The sequence below is a fragment of the Arthrobacter sp. SAFR-044 genome, from assembly GCF_059414985.1.
On the sequence record NZ_JBPFDN010000004.1, the window covers coordinates 119,521 to 134,277 of the forward strand.

At 62.4% G+C, this 14,757-nt stretch carries 16 protein-coding genes; 8 read left to right on the forward strand and 8 right to left on the reverse strand.

The window, feature by feature from the left end; translation table 11 throughout:
• Nucleotides 1-167: 167 nt before the first annotated feature.
• The 4 genes from ACR65J_RS07885 to ACR65J_RS07900 all read left to right on the forward strand — a co-directional run bounded on the left by ACR65J_RS07885 (nt 168) and on the right by ACR65J_RS07900 (nt 5,725).
• A complete protein-coding gene (locus ACR65J_RS07885; protein WP_440167583.1) occupies nt 168-1,442 on the forward strand; it encodes a hypothetical protein in 1,275 nt (424 codons plus the stop codon).
• 50 nt (nt 1,443-1,492) lie between these two features.
• Nucleotides 1,493-1,750 (forward strand): hypothetical protein, encoded by a 258-nt coding sequence (locus ACR65J_RS07890; protein WP_440167585.1) that lies wholly within the window; start codon nt 1,493-1,495, stop codon nt 1,748-1,750.
• A gap of 607 nt (nt 1,751-2,357) precedes the next feature.
• A complete protein-coding gene (locus tag ACR65J_RS07895) occupies nt 2,358-3,737 on the forward strand; it encodes a DUF262 domain-containing protein (protein WP_440167586.1) in 1,380 nt (459 codons plus the stop codon).
• Nucleotides 3,737-5,725: a DUF262 domain-containing protein gene (locus tag ACR65J_RS07900; RefSeq protein ID WP_440168005.1), complete on the forward strand. Its 1,989-nt coding sequence runs from the start codon at nt 3,737-3,739 to the stop codon at nt 5,723-5,725. The genes ACR65J_RS07895 and ACR65J_RS07900 overlap by 1 nt, the downstream gene beginning before the upstream one ends.
• A 319-nt stretch (nt 5,726-6,044) precedes the next feature.
• On the opposite strand, the gene ACR65J_RS07905 is transcribed toward ACR65J_RS07900, so the two are convergent.
• Nucleotides 6,045-7,220 (reverse strand): serine hydrolase domain-containing protein, encoded by a 1,176-nt coding sequence (locus tag ACR65J_RS07905; RefSeq protein WP_440167588.1) that lies wholly within the window; start codon nt 7,218-7,220, stop codon nt 6,045-6,047.
• A gap of 200 nt (nt 7,221-7,420) precedes the next feature.
• Between ACR65J_RS07905 and ACR65J_RS07910 the strand changes: the two genes are divergently transcribed.
• Both ACR65J_RS07910 and ACR65J_RS07915 read left to right on the forward strand, forming a co-directional pair.
• Nucleotides 7,421-7,819: a DUF7793 family protein gene (locus tag ACR65J_RS07910; RefSeq protein ID WP_440167590.1), complete on the forward strand. Its 399-nt coding sequence runs from the start codon at nt 7,421-7,423 to the stop codon at nt 7,817-7,819.
• 300 nt (nt 7,820-8,119) lie between these two features.
• Entirely contained in the window at nt 8,120-8,665 is a 546-nt protein-coding gene (locus ACR65J_RS07915) for a hypothetical protein (protein WP_440167592.1), read from the forward strand.
• A 24-nt stretch (nt 8,666-8,689) separates the two neighbouring features.
• Here ACR65J_RS07915 and ACR65J_RS07920 read toward each other — a convergent pair whose 3' ends face one another.
• The 3 genes from ACR65J_RS07920 to ACR65J_RS07930 are packed head-to-tail and all read right to left on the reverse strand — an operon-like array spanning nt 8,690 to nt 10,350.
• Nucleotides 8,690-9,244: a DUF3090 domain-containing protein gene (locus tag ACR65J_RS07920; protein ID WP_440167594.1), complete on the reverse strand. Its 555-nt coding sequence runs from the start codon at nt 9,242-9,244 to the stop codon at nt 8,690-8,692.
• 59 nt (nt 9,245-9,303) lie between these two features.
• On the reverse strand, nt 9,304-9,789 hold the full coding sequence (locus ACR65J_RS07925; RefSeq protein ID WP_440167595.1) for a hypothetical protein: 486 nt from the start codon (nt 9,787-9,789) through the stop codon (nt 9,304-9,306).
• Between the two features lie 42 nt (nt 9,790-9,831).
• The gene (locus tag ACR65J_RS07930) at nt 9,832-10,350 is read right to left on the reverse strand and encodes a DUF2087 domain-containing protein (RefSeq protein ID WP_440167597.1); all 519 of its coding nucleotides are present in this window, start codon (nt 10,348-10,350) and stop codon (nt 9,832-9,834) included.
• Between the two features lie 268 nt (nt 10,351-10,618).
• Between ACR65J_RS07930 and ACR65J_RS07935 the strand changes: the two genes are divergently transcribed.
• Both ACR65J_RS07935 and ACR65J_RS07940 read left to right on the forward strand, forming a co-directional pair.
• The gene (locus ACR65J_RS07935) at nt 10,619-11,404 is read left to right on the forward strand and encodes a nuclease-related domain-containing protein (protein ID WP_440167599.1); all 786 of its coding nucleotides are present in this window, start codon (nt 10,619-10,621) and stop codon (nt 11,402-11,404) included.
• A 61-nt stretch (nt 11,405-11,465) separates the two neighbouring features.
• Nucleotides 11,466-12,137 (forward strand): hypothetical protein, encoded by a 672-nt coding sequence (locus tag ACR65J_RS07940; protein WP_440167601.1) that lies wholly within the window; start codon nt 11,466-11,468, stop codon nt 12,135-12,137.
• Here ACR65J_RS07940 and ACR65J_RS07945 read toward each other — a convergent pair.
• Genes ACR65J_RS07945 through ACR65J_RS07960 form a run of 4 tightly spaced genes read right to left on the reverse strand, consistent with a single transcriptional unit; the run spans nt 12,091 to nt 14,731 of the window.
• The gene (locus ACR65J_RS07945; protein WP_440167603.1) at nt 12,091-13,038 is read right to left on the reverse strand and encodes an alpha/beta fold hydrolase; all 948 of its coding nucleotides are present in this window, start codon (nt 13,036-13,038) and stop codon (nt 12,091-12,093) included. The genes ACR65J_RS07940 and ACR65J_RS07945 overlap by 47 nt on opposite strands.
• Before the next feature lie 23 nt (nt 13,039-13,061).
• A complete protein-coding gene (locus ACR65J_RS07950) occupies nt 13,062-13,967 on the reverse strand; it encodes an HNH endonuclease (RefSeq protein ID WP_440167605.1) in 906 nt (301 codons plus the stop codon).
• A gap of 42 nt (nt 13,968-14,009) precedes the next feature.
• Complete coding sequence (locus ACR65J_RS07955) at nt 14,010-14,204, reverse strand: hypothetical protein (RefSeq protein WP_440167607.1); 195 nt, start codon at nt 14,202-14,204, stop codon at nt 14,010-14,012.
• Nucleotides 14,201-14,731: a hypothetical protein gene (locus tag ACR65J_RS07960; RefSeq protein WP_440167609.1), complete on the reverse strand. Its 531-nt coding sequence runs from the start codon at nt 14,729-14,731 to the stop codon at nt 14,201-14,203. Before ACR65J_RS07960 ends, ACR65J_RS07955 begins: the two co-directional genes overlap by 4 nt.
• Between the last annotated feature and the right edge of the window lie 26 nt (nt 14,732-14,757).

The following is a 14,757-nucleotide window of genomic DNA, read 5'->3' on the forward strand; positions in this document are numbered from 1 at the left end:
CTCTACTGGCGCGGGCCGGTGCAGCGTGGCGAGCAATTTCTTGCCGCCGCATGCGGGACACTGATGACTGCGCGGCAGGGGAGTCTCACCTCCTCTGCCGCGAATTGAATTGCAGCGTTGATAAAGGGCTCAGAGTTGAGCCTGTGGTTTAGAGGGGGACAACTTAAATGACTGAGAGCGATGCTGTCACGCTGGAGACCCAGTTGGATGACGAGGAAGCAAACGCAGACATCGCGAAGGCGGTCAGTGCCCGTCACTCAATTGCGCGCAAGTACGTCATGCGGATTCGGCGCCGGCGTCCGGAGGCAACCCCCGCAGAAGTAATCAGGCTGCTCGAACGTCACTACAGCACGTCAATTACGGCTGCAGGAGCCGCCATCACTGCGGGATCGATCGCAGCTGAAGTTGGAATTGCCCTCATTCCTGGCGGGGGAGTCGCTGCCGCCGGTATCAAGACTGCAGGCAAGCAGGCCGCCAAGAAGACCGTGCAGGTAACCGCCAAGGAAGCGGCTAAGGTGGCCGCGAAGAACATGGCCATGGGCGCGGCGAAAAGCGGCGCCAACCGGATCGCTGCACTGCTCCCTGCCGGGGATCAGCAGCTCCAATTCGAGCTCACAGCGATCTACGGTCTGGCCCTCGCCGACATCCACGGGAAGGCCCTTGACCAGGACCAGGCCCACGCGTTGGTCTACGGGCTGACCAATGAGCGGGTAAGCCAGGAGCAAATTGCCATCATGGCCAAGGACGTCGCGGAGACATCCCCCGACGGTGTCGTGGGCGTTGGCCACAAATTTGCCGCCGCCAGCGGGGACTGGTCCCACTGGGCAACTACCCTGGCTGATACCCTGCCCAGCGGGGCCGCGCAAAGCCTCGTCCGGACTATGCAGACGGGTCAGCTGGACACCGTGCGGGAGACCTTGAACGGAAAACATCAGACGGCGATCGAATACGGCGTGGGTGCGTTGACTGGCGGCGTGAGCCGTTTTGTGTTTGGCCGGGACGTCGTGGAGTCCGCCCGTAAAGCATTCCCTGAGGCTCCGGCGGAGTTCCCGGTCCACCTTGCCCTGCAGATCGAATTGTCCGACGCCGAGGACCAGGAGTCCGAACCCAACCGGGCGCTTGCAGCCTTGGAGGATGCCGCGAAGTCCACGGGAAGCTGGATCACTGGGACGGCCAGCACAGTTGGAGAAGGGGTGGCAACCGGTGCCTCCGCCGTGAGCTCAGGAGTGGCGACCGCCGCCGCGGCTGTGTCCCGCCCGTTCCGTGCTGTTGACGTCGACGGCGATGGTATCCCGGATGAACCGCAGGCCCTCGCCGCGGTGAAGGGCCTTGGAGGTGCGCTGGCTGGAGCCACGGGCGCGGCGGGTGGAAAAGTCGCTGGTTTGTTCAAGTCGCGGAAGCGAGACGCGGCAGACACCCCAGAGAGTGCGTCCCAGGAATGAATCCGGACGCTCGTTGTGCCGAACTGGCCGCCGCCATGGAAGCCGGCTTTATGAAGAACCACTACACAGGAGAGCACTGCCACAGCCTTGCCGACGCCTACATGGCTTCTTTGGCCGCGAGTTCCCTGCCTGAGGACGTAGAGGCGCGCAAGGAATACGACGACCTCGTTGCGTGGTCCCTGAATACCAACGCGTCGCCGGGAGAAGTCGTGAGGACGTTCAACTACATCCGTGTCAAGGCGGTTCGAGTTGCTATGAAAGTTGCCCAGAGGCGCGGCGAGGTCGGCCAGCACGAGTTCCTTTCTTAGGCACGGGGCCGCAACAGTACCTACTCGGACAATTTGGGCCGCACACAGGCGGCACCACTGAAGTTCAGCCGTGACGGCCTCCGCGAGCCCCGCAAACTTTCAAATGAACGGGACGTGATTGCGCTGCTTTCAAGCTCAGGTCCCGGCAAGATCGGGCCCCTTCTGGTGGAAGATCTTCCAACTGGGCCCGCAGCTCACAGGCGTTGTGAGTGGACAACCCAATTGATCTTTGGGACAACCTAACTGGTCTGTGAGATTTGGAGCTAGTTGGTTTCTTTCGGTGCAAGTTGGAGTAATTCTCATCTAGTTGAGCTGTCATGAAGAGCGCGGCCTGCGCGGTATCGCGCAGGCCGCGCTTTGGTGACATTGATTTAGCGCTCCCGCAAGGAGCTGGTCCAGCGTCATTTGCGGGTTGCGTGTAGCCCGAAAAGTGGCGACGGCTTTGTGCTCGTCATCCTTCTTGTTCTAACAATGCCAATGTATTCGTGCGTCCCACAGGACACACGCTCTAGTTCGACGCGCGAAGCACTGTGTAGTGCAGCTAGTTGCTTATAGTCTCAATGATCGGGCTGCTGGTAGGTTGCCCAATTTGCGAAAGGGGTGTCGTGTGGCTATTGATCGCGAGAAGGGCGTCAGAGTTGTCACCGTTGGTGAGCTGTTAGATGAAGGACTGACTATCCCGTCCTATCAAAGGCCCTACAGCTGGGAGCCTGCCACTGCGCTCCAACTTTTCGACGACATCCGTGAGGCATTCATGGCAGAAAAAGCTTTGCCAAATGCGGACCAGACCCGATGGCCTTCATATGTGCTCGGCGCCGTTATCCTCCATAGGGACAACGAGAATGTTCAGATCCACGTTGTCGACGGCCAGCAGCGTCTCTTGACCCTGAAAGTATTGCTGGATCTACTTGATGAGGCGAGCGAAGGCCATATCGAGGTCCTGCCGATCGAGCACGAGGACCCAGCCGCTCGTGTAGTTCTAGTCAGGAAGGAGTTGGCCCGTCGTGTCAAAAACATGGAGGAGCCAACTAGAGCTCTTGCTGACTTCATCCGTGGCAACTGCGAAATCATTCGAGTGGAGACGGATGACGCGGACGAGGCTTTTCGGGTTTTCGACTCACAGAACTATCGGGGCAAGTCTCTGCTGCCACACGATTTACTGAAGGCATACCATCTGCGCGAGATGAGCGACGAGTCTGACGCTATGCGAGAAGCCCTCGTCGAGGGTTGGCAGGATGTCCCCGATGCAGAGCTCGACCGGCTCTTTTCAACGTATCTTTGGCGTATCAAGCGGTGGACGCGTGGACTTTCCGCACCAACTTTCTCAACGCGACACATCGACTCCTTTAAGGGCTTGACACCCAAATCGGCAAACACGCCCGCCGCGCGCTACCACCTCGCTGCTCAAACCGCCGTGCCTATGCTCGGGGCCTGGGTTGAGCACTCCGATGAAGCGAGCCGGATGACCAACCGAACGCGCTTCCAAATCGACGCACCTGTGGTCGCAGGACGGTCCTTCTTCGAGATGGTTACGTTCATGTTGGCAGAATTACGAAGACTCCGCGAAGAGGGCTTCGATGAACAGGACGGGAACGAGGGCAAAGAAAAGTCTTGGGGCCAGTTCGCCTCCACGGACGACGGCTTTCGCGAGCTCCCATCGCGAGCAAGGTATCGATACGTTTCCGAGCTTTACCTGGCAGCACTGCTCTACTACACAAACAGATTCGGCGACGTCGAGATTCGCGAGGCAAAGAGCCGGTTGTTCACGTGGGCCTACACCCTTCGGACGAGCTACCAGCGGCTTCAGCTAGTCACCGTGAACAATCACGCCAGTTCTTTAGAAAACAGTGCATCAGCTTTCGTTCTTCTTCGTAGTGCTGAGACCTCGACCGAACTTCGGCGGTTACGCGTCGAGGTCAAAGGACGAGACGACATGCCAAAGCATGAGCAGGATTTGATGCGCCTCTTGGATCGGTTGGCCGGTTGATGATCGAAAAATTAGCAGCAAATTTGTTTACGGTCGGCGAGCTTTTTGATGAGGTGAAAACGCACTACGAGATTCCAATTTATCAGCGCAACTACGCCTGGGGCGTTGAGCAAATCGAGCAACTCATTGATGACGTGTGGGCGGCAGCACAGGCGGAAGCTGACGATTACTTCTTAGGTAATTTGATAGTGGCCCGGAAGCCTCCCGGCCTCAGGAGGGATGGCGTGACCTTCGAGGTTGTTGATGGTCAGCAACGACTGACAACCCTGTTGATGCTATTGACGCACCTCGGAGTCGCTCCGAAGGCGCAACTCACGTATCAATCTCGGAGGAACGCGACCCAAGCGCTGACGCGCCTCACGACTTCGGACGATGACGAAGGTGCCGGCATCCACCTGGGCTTTCAGGTGATCAAGTCGCGCATGGCGAAGTTCAGGACCCCCGAAGAACGAGACACTTTTCAGAGATTCCTAGAGGATAACGTGCAGCTCGTGCGAGCGATTCTCCCTGTACAGACCGACTTGAATAAGTACTTCGAGATTATGAACACCCGTGGCCAGCAGCTGGAGCAGGTCGACATTATCAAGGCGCGTCTGATGAGTTACCTGCGCAACGAGGCGGGGGAGGTCGAGGACGATAGGGCTTGCCTTGCCTGGGTCTGGGACGCCTGCGCTGAGATGAACTCGTACATCCAAATGGCGCTGACTCCAAGCAACACGGACTTGCGAGACGAAATTTTTAGTCCGAGATGGGACCGCCTTACGGTTTCGACATTCGATGACCTGATCCTCAAGCGGCCGCAGGTTCACGCCCGGAGCGGCGTGAGCCGGAGTGCGGGCGTGAGCTTGGGCGAAGCGCTCCGGCTCTACGCCAGAACCCCTGCGGAGCCAACCGAGGAAGACTCCGAAAGTCGCCGGTTCGAGTCGCCCATCAAGTTCCCAACTCTGCTCCTTCACGCGCTAAAAGTTCTGAGGGAGACGGACGGCGAGGACGACGTCGATGGCCACCTCGACGACGGCAAGTTGATCAAGCTTTTCGAAAGCGATTTCAAACCTCTCTCCGAGAGTCAGCGGTCGGACCGGGTCAAGCGGTTCATCGAGGTTCTCCTGCGATGCAAGTTCGTGCTGGACAATTACGTTCTCAAGCGTGAGTTCACGGCAACCAACGCTGACGACGGCGCCTGGTCTCTTAAACGCCTGACCCGGGGAGAGTCACCGTCCCAAAAAGGCAAACGGACTACGGTCAATGCGCGCTTTCCCAACGCCTTCTCGCCCTACAGGGCGGAGTGGGAAGACACCCCCGTTGACGATGCAACGCGCGACGTGCTGCTGCTCCAATCAATGTTCCGAGTCACCTACACCTCCCCGCGGACAATGCACTGGATTACGAGAATCCTACGCGAACCGATCATCGGCCTGACGCAGCAGGACGCGGCTCAATCGATCCTCGCCGTCTTAAGGACGCACGCGCGCCAGAAGGTGCAGCAAGCATTCTTTGTCGGGTCCCAGCCAGCCGGGTTCAATATTGAGCGGATCGTGTTCACCTACCTTGACTACCTCTTGGCAACGGAGGGTGCCGGTCCTGCCTCCCCGGCCGACCCCAGCTTCACTTTCGTGTACCGGAACTCCGTAGAGCACTTCTTCCCTCAGTATGCCAACCGAGACGATGACGGCTGGGAACTGGTGACGCCTGATGATAAGGAGCTCCACATGTTCGGAAACCTCGCGCTAGTCAGTGTCAGCACGAACTCCAAATTCAGCAACAACTTGCCCCCCTACAAGGCGAACAAGACAGAGATCGTCAGGCAGAGCACCAAACTTCAACTAATGTCGGACTTGGTCAAGAGCGGAACCACATGGGACAGAAAGGCGATTCGCCAGCACGACCGGGCAATGGTGAACGTGCTCCGCGAGGATCTGCGAGAGGCTGGCTACGATGTTGACATCCACTCTGCGGGGATCCTTGACGAGGCCGTCCTAGCGGATTGACCCGTTTCGGGTCTCGCAGTCGCAGGAGGCTCAATGACAGCGGCGGCACGAAGAAATGTACCTCTGAGCTGCCAGGTTGTGACTCCACGTCACCTCTCGATTTCGCCAACTAGGTTAGTAGGCCAGCATCGGCAGTAGTCCACTAAAACCGCGGAACCATGGGGGTCCGCATTTGGCGCTTTCCGCCAAATAAGCTTGGGTCTCACATCCTCCACGATCCCCCCGGATCTTCTGTGAGCAGCAAGGGACTCTGCACACCGAGTGCAGAGTCCCTTGTGCTTTGGTGAGAGGACAGGATCAATGGACGGGAGGTGCTTTTTCAGCCGACTGGCTTGCAGATGTGGTCCAGGGCCTCATTAAGGGTGGACTCGATCCGGCCGTTCAGGTAGTTGCGCTTGTCCGGGGTGGAGGGGTCCTCGAACTCCGTGGGCATCGGTGGCGTTGTCACCGTCATCGCAGCCTGATACCGCCCGTCTCCGCTGCTGACCGCTACAGTCTGGTAATCCCAGAACGAGCCCCGGCCCTCGTGCCGGGAGTCTTTCGAGCATCCGTCCCCGTGCTCCCACACCCCCAGTCCATACGGGCGAAAGCCGGTGCTGGTCTTCATCTCCCGCAGGGACGATGCAGAAACCGCCCGTCCCTGGAAGATTCCGGCCATGAGGAGGTTCAAGTCCTCCATGGTCGATACAGCGCCGCCTGCCGGGTTGCCCACTGCGAACGTATTGTCTGTGGTGTCGACGCGTTCACCGCGCAGTGTCACGTAGCCGTGCAAAAGTCCGGGTTCCTGGAGGTCAACGTGGTCCAAGCTGGTGTTCTTCAAACCCAGAGGGCCGAAGACCTCCTCCTGCATGACCTGAACGAAGGGTTTGTGCCGCAACGTTTGGATGAGGAGGCCGAGTGCGAGGTAGTTCGTGTTCGAGTACTTGAATGACCCCACATCTGCAGAGGTCCACGGCAGGGTACCCGCCAGCTCCAAGCCACGCTCCATGGTGAGCGTCTGGCGGAGGGCCGGGCGGAAGTCGACGTCTTGTGGCAGGGCATCGTTGACCTCGGGCATCCCGGATGTGTGGCTGAGCAGCTGCCTGACGGTGATCGGACCTGGGGGCTTGAGGGTGGACGAGAACCCGGGGATGACGTCATTGACGGGATCGTCCAGGCCGATCAGGTGGTCGTCGACGAGTTTGAGCACAGCCACCGCCGTCATGGTCTTCGTGACGCTGGCGACCTCTGTCCGGTCCGTGGGCTGCGCTGGCGTTTTGGTCTCAAGATCACGGACGCCGTAGGCCTTCGACCACTCGCCCTCAGGCCAGCGGATCTGAACAACGGTGGCCACCGCGCCCTCATCCAGGAACAGCTGGACCTGATTTTCCAGGGAAGCGAAGGGGCTCGGAGAGCTTGATGACGGTGCGGGCTCATCGGTGGAATAAGTGCAGCCCGACACAAGGAGGACGACTGCGAAGGCGGCCCGCCTCCAACCGCGATCTTTCGTGCTCATTGCCGCATCCGCTCGGGACGAGATGACACATTTTTGGCCGCCTGCGACGCCACATCCGGCCAGACCTGCCGCGGCTCCGCCGACCCAGCACCTCAATCTTACGGCTGGCACTCGGGGGCGAGGAAGCCTTCTGCTGCTGCAAAGGCGACGCCGTTCAGCTACCGTCAAGGACGGGCGGGATTTTCATGAAAGGTGACAACATGAGCAAGGTGGACATCAAAGGCAAAGGAACAATGGAGTTGTCCGGCGGTGTCCTTCACCTGACCTGGAAGCGGGGGACCTACATAGGCATCGACGTAGCCAACGCCGCCCTCGCCGCCATCACCACCTTGGCCCAGGGCACCAGGCTGCCGATGCTGGTCGAGATCCAGGGCGTGACCCACTCCGCCGCCGCTCGAAAAGTCTTCCCTGACCAGTCCAGCATTTCGCGTATGGCATTGCTCGGTTCTTCTCCCGTTGATCGCGTCATCGCCATGTTCCGCCTGCCCCTGGCGCCCGCCGGATTCCCGATCAGGTATTTCACTTCCCGCGACAAGGCAATGGCGTGGCTGCTCGAGGACTCAGAGGAGGCAGCCACGGAGCTGGGCAACGCCGAGTAGCCGTCATTCTCATCAGGTCCGGGATCGGGCCGGCGGCGGTTTGGGGGGCTGCATCCGGTCTCGGGATGCTGCTGCCGCCGGCCCTGGTCCCAGGTTCAGAACCTGCCCCAGCAGCAGGATCCTGGCCCCAACGATAGAACCCGTCCCTAAACTGCAACCCATCATGGGCACAAGGTTCGCTCAAGAGTTGCCCCGGCATACAACCGGTTCTCCGGGTTATGCAGACCATCGGCCATCGGCTCCCAAGACCCTCCGGGTCGAACCATAGCTGCGGGAAAACTCTGCCCCTAGGATGACGCCATGAGGAAGTGGGGCGGGATGCATCCCGCGCTCCGGGCGGTGCTGGTTGGCGCGGCGGCCTGCGCCGTTATCCTGGCGGCAGGTCTCATCGCCGGGGAGAGCCTCGAAGACGCCATCGCCAACGCCGTCTTCTACGCCCTGATGATCGGTGGCGGCGTGTTCTTCCTGACGAAGCGGTTCCCGACGGCCGCCGAGAAGCTGGATGAACACGGCACCTTGGTCATCTTCCTGCGATTCCCTGGTTCACCGCCGGGCTCGTTGAGCAGCATCTGGCGGATGGGGATCGCGCGGCCCGGCGCCGAACGGATCGATTTCCAGCCGATCGTGGACGACACCTTGATCCCCAATGGCCGCAGCAAGGCTCTCACCGGGCTTGGGGCTGCGGCGATCCCGACACGGAAGACTGACCGCCACGACCATCAACAGGACGTGCCGTTGGACTTCCAGATCCTCACCCTGGACTCAGACGATGGCGTCATTGAAATCGCAGCCAGCCGGGCTACCCTCCAGAAGATCGAGCGCGCCGTCGGATCGGCTTCCTCATAGCCTTCGGCTGGTTGAGCTCCGCAATCACTCCTCGGGAGGCGTGCAGACATGCCCTTCGGCGTCCACTGGATATCCGCACAGCGGGCATAGTGGACGCCCGGCGCCCACCACCTCACGCGTGCGCTTGGTGAATGCCCGGGCGGTGCCCACCGGCATCCGCACCAACAGCATTTCCGGTGCCTCAGCACCGCCCTGGTCAAAGGATTCGTCGTCTGAATCAGCATCGTCATCGCCGATGGGGTAAGCCTCTATCACCACCTGCGCCGTCGCAGGGTCCCAGCCCAGCCCCATGGCGCCGGTCCGAAACTGCTCCTCAACGGCCTCAAGCGGATCGTTGTCAACCAACTCGATGGGAGTCCCGGTGGGAACGCTGAAGGGGTTGCCCTCAAGGGTGATGAGCTGGTCCAGAATCTCGTCGATCTTCTCTGCGAGCAGAGCCGATTGCTGTTTTTCCAGGGCAATACTCACGATTTGTGCGCCTGCGCGCACCTGCAGGTAGAAGGTGCGCGCCCCCGGGACACCAACGGTGCCGATGACGACTCGATCGGGCCACGCAAACTCGTGAACAAGTGTAGGCATGTCAGTATTTTAGGTGAGGTGTGGCCTGCGGCGTGGTGCGCCCTGCCGGGCCGTGGAGTTCATGGAGCCCGCAAATGGGCCAACAGCAGTCCGATGGGGATGCTGACGCCCATCACCACCAGCAGGGCCCGGTAACCCCATAAAGCCCAACGGGGCTGTGCCCCCGGGCCGCGGACAGTCTGGAACATCAGTGCAAGCGAAGCAACCAGCAGGCCGCCACCGGCATCAACAACCCACGGGTTACCGATCAACGTCCCGCCAATGACTGCTGCGGAGGCGCTGTTCCACGCCACCAGCTCCGCTACGACTTTCCAGCCGGTAAAGCGTTGCGGCGCCAGGAAGTATTGGCCTGCGCCCAAGGCGCCCTGGGCCACTCCTCCGACGAGCACCAGGTACGCAGCTGCCCACGATCCATGCTCAAGATGGAGCGGACCGGTTACTGCCGCAACCAACCCGCCTCCCACAACACATACCAGCGCCACAGCGCCGAAAGCCATGGTCCCCTTCGTAACGCCTCCCGGCGCCACACGTGACGAGTCGCTCATGCGCTCCAAGCTACTGCACTTCGTCAAAGGGCAAGGCGCCGGCTAGTCCATCAGCGAGTAAGAAGAGCCCGTGGGGGTCCGCTGCAGCAGGCCGAAGTCGATCATGTAGCGGCGCAGCAGCACAACGTCGTCGGTATAGCTGAGCAGCCGCTCGTTGACCTGCCTCTCCGTGAGCTTTTCGCCAGGCTCGATGACCTCGTTGGCGATCCGCGCCAGCAGGGCCCGCCGCTCGGCCACGTTCGCTGGATATCGTTCAATCCGCCCAAGCCGCATGAACCTGTCCAGCCCAGTCTGCGGCTGGCGGCGCGGCTGCTGGGCCAGCAGGTCGCGGAATATCGAGTCCGCTGCCACCAGCTCACCCGATGCCTGCTGTTCCACCAGCCCGGACTCAAGCAGGGCTGCGAGGGCCCGGTTCCGCCGCTGCTGCTTCACGTCGGGCAGGACGTCGCCAGGAGCGGCTCCCAGCACGATCTGCGCGTAAGCCGTCCTGGCATCACCATTGCCCAGTGTTGCCAGCACCCGCCGCCAATGCGGGCCGTTCATTCCCGTGCCTCCGGCCATGTCGGTTGTCTCCTCTGCCGCTGACTTACACCCAGGCCTTGGGGTGTGCCGGAAGATCCTAGCCCTGATGCTCTGGCCAGTGAAAGGGTTGTTGACTCGGAAACTGCACGCTTTCCGCAGGATCCCCCAAGGATTCCGGAAGGATCCGGGCGCTGGGGGCCGGCAGGCTGCGAGCCATCAACAATGCCCTTAGGCTCGTGCTGCAAGAGCACAATATTGGGGGAAACATCAATGATCGCTGAGTCAGCACCAGCACATTTAGGGACACGTGTTCCAGGCCAAGGCCGTTATCGAGGAACTGCTGGCCCGGCAAAGGCTGGCGGGCCCGCGCTCCACCCTCCAGAGGATCTTTGGAGTCAACCCGCTCACTCCGGAAAGTTCGCCCTGGTACAAAGGTGCTCTCGGCGAGATCGCCGTGGAGAGGATTTTGGCAAACCTGGGTCCGGAGTGGCTTGTACTCCATGCCGTCCCGGTAGGGACTGGTTCCTCGGATATCGACCATGTCCTGGTAGGACCTGCCGGAGTCTTCACCGTCAACACAAAGAACCACTCCGGCCAGCCAGTCTGGGTGGCGGGCCGGACACTCATGGTTGCGGGGACGAAGACCCGGCACCTCTACAACGCGGCGCACGAAGCAGCGCGCGCCTCAAAACTGCTGACCGCCGCGGCGCGCTATCCGGTCAAGGTGACAGGCGTCGTCGTCATTGTTGACCCGAAGAGCCTGACCATCAAGGCGCGGCCCGAGCAGGTGGGGGTGGTCACCGAAGCCCGACTGCTGCGCTGGTTGCAGGGGTTCAGGCCGGTGCTCAGCCGGGAGGAAGTGGCCCGCATCTCCGCAGCCGCCGTTCAGCCAGGAACGTGGCACAGGCGCCCGGCTCCCCAAGGTGACCAGTTGGGGCTGCAACGGAACTTTGACGCCCTGCGGCACCTCGTGGACCAAGCACGACGGCGACGGGCAGCCTGGGTGCTGAGCGTACCGGTAGTGGTCTTCCTGGCATTGACGAACGGGGCACACCTTGGCGCCGCCATCCTCCAGGGACTGGGCGGGCGCTGACGGGTTCCCACGGGACATTCGGCCCTGGAATCAGGCAGGACGTCGTTGCCAGACTGGGCGGATGCGATCCGGCATGCGATTGGTCCCTGTCCTGGTGGTTGCGGCTGTCATCTATGTCCGCTGGGTTCGCCCATGGCAGCTCACCTGGGGTGCAACGCCGGAGGAGGTTTCCAGGCAGCTGCCCGGCGATGACCTCGTGCCGAAACCAACCTTCAATGCCACCAGGGCCATCACCATCACCGCGCCGCCGGAGAGAATTTGGCCATGGCTGGTGCAGGCCGGAGTGACCCGCGGCGGCTGGTACAGCTATGACCTCCTCGATAACCTCGGCCGGCCAAGCGCACGCCGCATCATCCCGGAGCTGCAGAACCTGGCGGTGGGCGACATCGTGCCGATGAGTCCCGACGGCAAACACGGCATCCCGGTCCGCGCGATGGAACCTCCCCGGTCCATGGTCTGGGGCACGCCGGGGGACACCAGCTGGACGTGGCAGCTTGACCCCGCCGGCGCGGGCTCAACGCGGCTTATCAGCCGCATCCGCTCGCGGTACCGGTGGTTCTCACCGGCCATTGCCTTCTCTGCTCTCGTCGAGTTTGGTGACATCTGGATGATGCGCAGGATGCTGCTCAATATCCGCGAGCGTGCGGAAACTGTGCCGCAACAGGGCGGCGGGCCCGGGGGACCGGTTACGCGTTCCCGTCCTTGGCATAGAGGGCAAGGAGATCGCGGCTGAACTCGTGCGGGGATGTTTCGCACGGACTGTGCCCGCCCCTGTATACCCCTATCCGTGCGCGGATTGCCTGGGCAAACAGCCGGTGCAGCTGGAGCGGCCACAGGTCATGTTCGCCCACGGCCACGAATTTGGGAAGCGGCGCCTCCGCCAATTGGGCCCGAAGGTCGGGAACGCTTTGCATCAGGGTGTAGATATCGCGGACGGAAGCGCGGCGGGTGAAGCGGAAGCGGTAGTTGACGAACCGCTGGCGTCCTGGCGGTACGTGTGCCACCCTGCCGCTCCGGATCCCCCAAATCAGCAGGGCTGCTCCGGCCCGGCCGTTCACCCACGTGCTGAAGCGGCCGATGCGGCTCACGCCGCGGAAGCTCTGGCCAGGTTCCGGCGGGCACCCAAGGAACGTGATGGACCGGAACAGTTCGGGCCGCTGCGCGTAAGCGAGCTGGGCGATGATGCCCGCGAAGGAATAGGCCACAACGTGGGCGGGGGTGGCTGTGGTTTCCAGGACGGCCAGGAAGTCGTCCACGAACAGCTGGTAGTCATAATGCTTCCTGGGCGGCACCAGGTTCTCCGGCCCGGCGCCGGCTGACTGGTACTGGCCCGCCAGATCATAGGCCAGCGGGTAGTAGCCGGCCCCGGCGAGGTCCGGCATCATAAGCGAAAAATCCTCTTTCGACCCCGTGGCACCGGGAACCAGGACGACGCAGGGGTCATCCGGATTGCCCAGCGCCAAGGCGGCCAGCTTCCCGCTGGGAACGTCGATGGTGAACTGCACGGCGCCCGGTGGCGGGACCGACCAATCGACGTCGCCCAACCCGGCATCCAGCAGGGCGGCCGCATCCACGCGGGCAGAACCGAACTCCTCGGGGTCAACCCCGTACTCTTTCCGGCCCGGCTCCGCCATGGTCCCAAGATAGTCCAACAACCCTACATCTGGCCGCCATCGAGGATCCGCCGCGCATCCTCCTGCGCCCGGAGTGCCACGTCCGTGACCACCTCACCCTTCATATGGCCGCCCCCGGAGATGATGCTCCGGAGTTCGGTTACGGTCAGTGGCGGGCTGGCGCTGTGCGCCACGGCATGGCAGTTGTGGCAGAGCGGAACGAGGTCTGCAATGGGGTCAAGCTGGTAAGGGCCGTCAAGCATCGATGGGGGAGCCAGATGGTGGACGCCCATCACCCCCGTCCCGGCTGCACCGTAGGCGGACTCGAAAGAGAAGCCGCAGGCGGCGCAGGAGGTGCCATGGAACGCCAGGCAAGCCCGGCGCGCATCGGCATCCCGCTCGTAGCGGTTTACCTGCATGGTGCTGACGGCCTCCGGCGGAATGGTTCCGCCCGCCACCCCCGAAGGGTCCGCCGTGGAGGGCCCGTGGTCCCGCCACAGCCGGCGCAGTACAGGCACGGACGACGGCGGCAGGGTCACCAGGGACGCGCCCTTGACCCTGGTACGCAGGTCATTGGGGAGGGCCCCGGCCAGGATGCCGGGACGGATCTGCTCGCCGAGCGGCAGGAGTGAATCCAAAGCCAGCGCGAAGAACCAGCCAGCGGGGGCGGCGTCCGCGCGGGCGGCAGCCTGGTACGGCTCGGACGTCACGAACCCGTGGCCGATCAGGCCGCTGGCGGCGTCGGTCCCGCCCTCCAGGAGGAGCCATGCCTCGGTCCCCGGGCTGACGTCAGGATAAAAGTCTGTGCCCCAACGGTCCAGGAACGTGCCGGACCGGGCCACCAGCGCGACGGCGGCACCGTAGTTCCAGCGGCGCAGCAGCTGTGTGTCGCAGCCGAGAATTACTGCATGTCCACCGAACCCCAGACCACCAAAGGGTTGTCCACTCAAACCCGCCACGCGCCGTCGACCCCCAAACCCAGGCAAGGGGACTTAGATCGGTTCCTTGGCCAGCGCCTTGGTCTTTGCGGGCGTCTCGCGTCCCAGGCGTTCATCAAGCGTGACGCGCAACCGCGCGGCGGCAACCTGGACACGGTGCTCGGCCGGGGTGGCCTTTTTCTGGACGGGCTTGCCGGCGCTGTTCCGCGGAGCATGGACAAAACGGTGTTCAGGCGACGTTGCGCTCATGGTCCAACCTCCTTGGTACTGTCTTCATCCGTCACTCCATTCTCGCCTAAGTCGTGGCGGTCGTCCACGAAGGCCGGCTCCTGCCCGGAACCGGCGTCGGCCTCAGCCTCGTCCCCGTTCTCGTCGCCGGACACGCTCTTCCAGGCAATGTCGAACAGCTCGAGCTCCTCGTTGCGTGCCAGTTCGCTCCTGGCCAGGACTTCCAGCGTCGCCAACCCAAGCGCCTTGGTCCCTTCATCGGGATCCAGCGCCCGGTCCAGCGCCCACTGGGTCCGGCGCCACCATTCCGCTCGGCTGTCCGCCTCGGTCTTTTGCTGCAGGGCGTTGGCATCGGCTTCGCGGTTTTGTTCCAGTGCGGTTTTGTCCGCGGCGGTGCGCTGCTTCAGGGTGCGCCAGTTGATGTAGAAGGCCAGCAGGGCAGCGATGAGGACAGCCAGGGGTCCCAGCCCGGCCAGGATGACCCACCAGTCCGCCGGTCCGGAATGGACCACGACGTCCAGCGGGCCGGGGGAGGGAACAGGGGTCATCGGACCAGCTTAGGCGGGGGCCCGTT